Annotated in this window: 1 protein-coding gene and 1 pseudogene; both read right to left on the bottom strand. The window is 65.9% G+C overall.

Annotation, left to right across the window (positions count from 1 at the left end; translation table 11 throughout):
• Window positions 1-776: 776 nt before the first annotated feature.
• Window positions 777-2306, bottom strand: a complete 1530-nt coding sequence (locus ACFVJQ_RS45530) for a cellulase family glycosylhydrolase (RefSeq protein ID WP_385518496.1) — start codon at window positions 2304-2306, stop codon at window positions 777-779.
• A gap of 412 nt (window positions 2307-2718) precedes the next feature.
• Window positions 2719-3562 (bottom strand): annotated as a pseudogene (locus tag ACFVJQ_RS45525) (hypothetical protein); the annotation flags it as partial.
• Window positions 3563-3940: the final 378 nt, after the last annotated feature.

Raw genomic sequence — 3940 nt, 5'->3', positions numbered from 1 at the left:
CTGTCCTCCGCCGGGGCGCGGCCTTCGGCACTCGGCCCTGGCGAGCTCATCCCCAAAGCCACAACCTATTTCGCTGAGAAAACGTCACTGAGCCTCTGCTTTCTCAGGAAGATCTTGGTCGATCCCCTGGATAGCAGAGGCCCCTCCCGTACCCCGCCCGCCCTTGACACCGTCGCCCAGCACTTAACTTCGTGGCATTGGTCCAGCATCTGGCGGTGGCAGTAGCCCTCGGGCTGTCCGCCCCGCCCCTGAAGCCAGGCCGGCACCGGCAGCAACGGCCGGATGGCCGCCCATTCCGCGTCCGACATGTCCGAGGGATACCGGCGTTCCCGGTCCGAATGGTCGGCCGCGTTGCCGTACACATGCGCGAGGCAATCACACGATGGAGCAGCCGAGTTGAACTGAACCGGCTCGGACGCGTACAACAACGACACCAGGGCCTCCCGGCACTGCTCGGCTAGATTCGCATCCCCGAGCTACCGAGAGGCCCTGTCTTCATGCGCGTACAACGGGAAGATCACCCCGGCGGGAAACCTGTTCGACCCGCACGTTCCATGATCGGTTGAGATACGGCTTATCAACATATACCGAACAACCCCAGCCCACACCCCCACCCCACGACCCGAACCATCCCGCCCTCCCTCTCAACCGACCAGCAACACCCCAGCTCAACAACCACCCCACACACCAACTAGCCCCCTCCGAGCGTCACCGGAGGCCTGTTTTTGGCCTCCGGCGGCGTCGGTGCGCGTGGTGTCGTTCGGGGCGGTGCGTGTTCAGGTCGTGGGGAAGGAGTCCGCGGTGCGGATCCGGTCACGGATCCAGACGCCGGCAGGCTTGAGTGAAGCGGTGCCGGTCCAGGGGCCGTTGCTGTTGCAGGTGCCGGTCTTGAATACGGCTCCGGTGCGTTCGTCGTCGGAGAAGTTCCAGTTGACCCAGCTGATCTTCTTGGCGGCCATCAGGTCGAGGTACTGCTGGCTGCGGGTGAAGTTGTTCGGACCGTCACCGGAGGCTTCCTGGGTGCCGAACTCGGTGACGAAGATCGGGATGCGGTCCGACGCCCGGTTGAGCGCGTCCAGGTACTCCTGGCCGTGCGAGGCCGCGTAGAAGTGGAACGTGTACATGATGTTGGTCGCCTGGACTGGGTTGTTGATGATGTCGCTCTCGTTGCGGCCGTCGGAGATTCCGAGGGAGCCCCAGCCGTGGGTGCCGATGAGAATCGGGGTGACGGGGTCCTGTGCGCGGATGACGGGGATGAGCTGCTCGGCGTAGAACTTGATCTGCGACCAGCTGACGCCGTTGGGTTCGTTGGCGATGTCGTACAGCAGGTTGGTCTTGCCGCGGTGACGCTGTGCGATCTCGGTGAAGAACGTCTTGGCGTGGGACAGGTTGTAGTTGGGGTCGCCGGGCGTGAGCTGGTGCCAGTCAACGAGGGCGTACATGCCGCGGTCCGTGGCCATTTCGATGAGCTGGTGCACCCGATCGGTGAACATCCTCGGGTTGGTCTCGTAGCCGCCCTCCTGGACATAGAGGGAGATGCGCAGTACGTCGGAGTTCCAGTCGGTGGCGAGCGCGTCCAGGGAGCCGTTGGTCAGGCAGTGGCTGTACCACTGGAGGCCGTGGCTGCTCATGCCGCGTAGCTGGATCGGGTTGCCGTACTGGTTGCACAACTTGACACCGCACACCTTGAGCCGGCCGTTGATCGCGGCGGGGGTGGTGCCCGGCGGTGTCTCGCCTCCGCTGCTCTGGGTGGTGGCGGTGACGGCGTTGGAGGCCGGTGAGACGTTGCCCGCCGCGTCGCGGGCGCGGGCGGTGAAGGTGTACGCCGTGCTCGCCGACAGGCTGCCGACGGTGTGCGAGGTACCGCTCGTCGTGGCGACCTGGGTGCCGTCGCGGTACAGCAGGTAGTCGGTCACGCCCACGTTGTCGGTGGCGGCGTTCCAGGCCAGGGACACGCTGGAGGATGTGGTGCCGGTGGTGCGCAGGCTGGTCGGGGTGGAGGGAGCGGTCGTGTCGCTGCCGCCGCTGCTGTCACCCAGCAGCTTCCACAGGGCGGGCGTGTTGGGCGGCTCCCAGCCGGTCAGGGATGTGTGGCTCTGTAGGCATTCGTAGTCCTTGCCGCCATAGGACACTCGTGTGCCCACGGTGTACGAGGTGTTCGGCTGCCATTGCGGGTAGGCGGAGATCTGAACGCTTGCCGCGGGGGCGGGCGCGGGCATGACGGCGAGTGCGGGGGAAGGGGCGAGGCCGAAGCCGAGCGCGGCAAACAGGGTGCTGGCGAGCAGAGTTGACAGGGGTCTGCGCATGACGTCCTCTCGGTGGGTGTCAACTGACGGTGATCTTGTCGGCGTTGGGTCCGCCGTTGGCGGTCGTGGCGGTGGCACGGATCCTGTTGGGGCCGGCGGTCAGGGGCACGGTGAGCGTGGCCATTGCCCAGGAGGACCAGGCGCCGGTGGGGTTGAAGGGGTGGGCGGCGGAGACGGCCGTACCGTTGACGGTCATGTCCATGGGGCGGTTGAGGGTGGTGCCGTTGGCGTAGCGCAGGGCCAGACTGGCGGGGCCCGCGGTGCTCGCTGGGACGGTCCATTCGACGAACGAGCCGCTGACGTTGTCGTAGTTCACGAAGCCGGTCCCGGAGAAGCCGGTGTGGTTGGACTCGACGACGCCCTGCGAGATGAAAGCGTCCTCCGCCTGGTAGTCGACCGCGGCAGGGCCGTCGACCAGTTGGTAGCCGCGCATGTTCCGCAGCAGCAGGTAGCAGTCCTGCAGCGAACCGGAAGTATCGCCGAGCGAGCGGTAGATGCCCCACTTGGGCCGCACCCGGTCGAGCAGAAAGGTGTCGACACCGGTCTTGGTCCCGTCGACGAGCGTGGTGCCGTCCTTGCGGAGAATCCACCGCACATTGCCCGCGGTCCCGTCACCGATCTTCATCTGGAAGTCGACGTCGACCCAGGAGTCGTGCAGCGGGACGAGATCGGTCCGGCCGACCAGGATGTCCGCCTCGAACAGTTTCAGTTCGATGGTCTGCACCCCGTTCACCCGGCGCAGCGACATCACGGTGATCGGTGAGCTGCCAGTGCCCGGCTGCTTGGTCTGCATGATGTGCGTGAAGGACGTGGTCGCCTTCAGCGAGCTCGGGATGTACATCTGATACGTCGTGCGCCATGTCTCGCCCGGGAGCCAGCGCAGATACGAACTGCCCGACGTAAGCATGCCGGTCACTTCCTGGCGCTGACGGTCCGCGGACGTATCCCGGTCGACCATGTGCATGTTGAACCTGAAGGCGTCGCCCACCGGGTAGATGTGCAGTTGGCCCGCGGTGTGGGAGTCAGCTCGGTCGTCCTCGATGGTCTCGAACGCGCCGAGACCGGCATTCGACGGGGAGGGCGACCAGCGCAGCGCCCAGGAGGCCGGCGAGCGTTGCGGCCGTAGCGGTGCCGGACGGCAGCCGCAGGGACGCGGGGAGGGCGGCCGCGGCAAGACCGCCGACGGCCGCGCCGAGCAGCCCACGGCGGGAGGTTCCGGTGCGGTGGGCGTGAGAGCGGGGGTGCGTAGGTGGCATCAGAGGGCTCCTCGCTTTGAGGGTGGAGCTGACGTGCCTGATCGGGGCGCCGGACGGGGAGCACGACTGTTAGGAAAGTTTCCTTACATCTACCGTGAGAGTAGGTTCCTGACGGAACACGGTCAATAGAAGTTCACGGGTTGGCCGTGTCGGCACCCGGATTCGTTCCGCGGCAGTCACCGAGGCCCGCGTGGGCGCGGATTCCCGGACGCGCCCCAACATCCTCCGGTCGTAGGCCCGTCCCTTCGATGATCAGCGGAATGCCTAAGCTTGTCGTTTAACCCGCTGCTGTCGAACGCGTACGAGACGGCGGGGGAACGCGACAGGGATGAAAAAAAAAAAAAAAACCCCCAAAACCGCCAAAAAAAGAGGGTGGGG

It is taken from the genome of Streptomyces sp. NPDC127197 (assembly GCF_042672405.1).
Lineage (GTDB): Bacteria > Actinomycetota > Actinomycetes > Streptomycetales > Streptomycetaceae > Streptomyces > Streptomyces flavusporus.
This window is presented reverse-complemented; position numbering and strand designations above follow the sequence as displayed.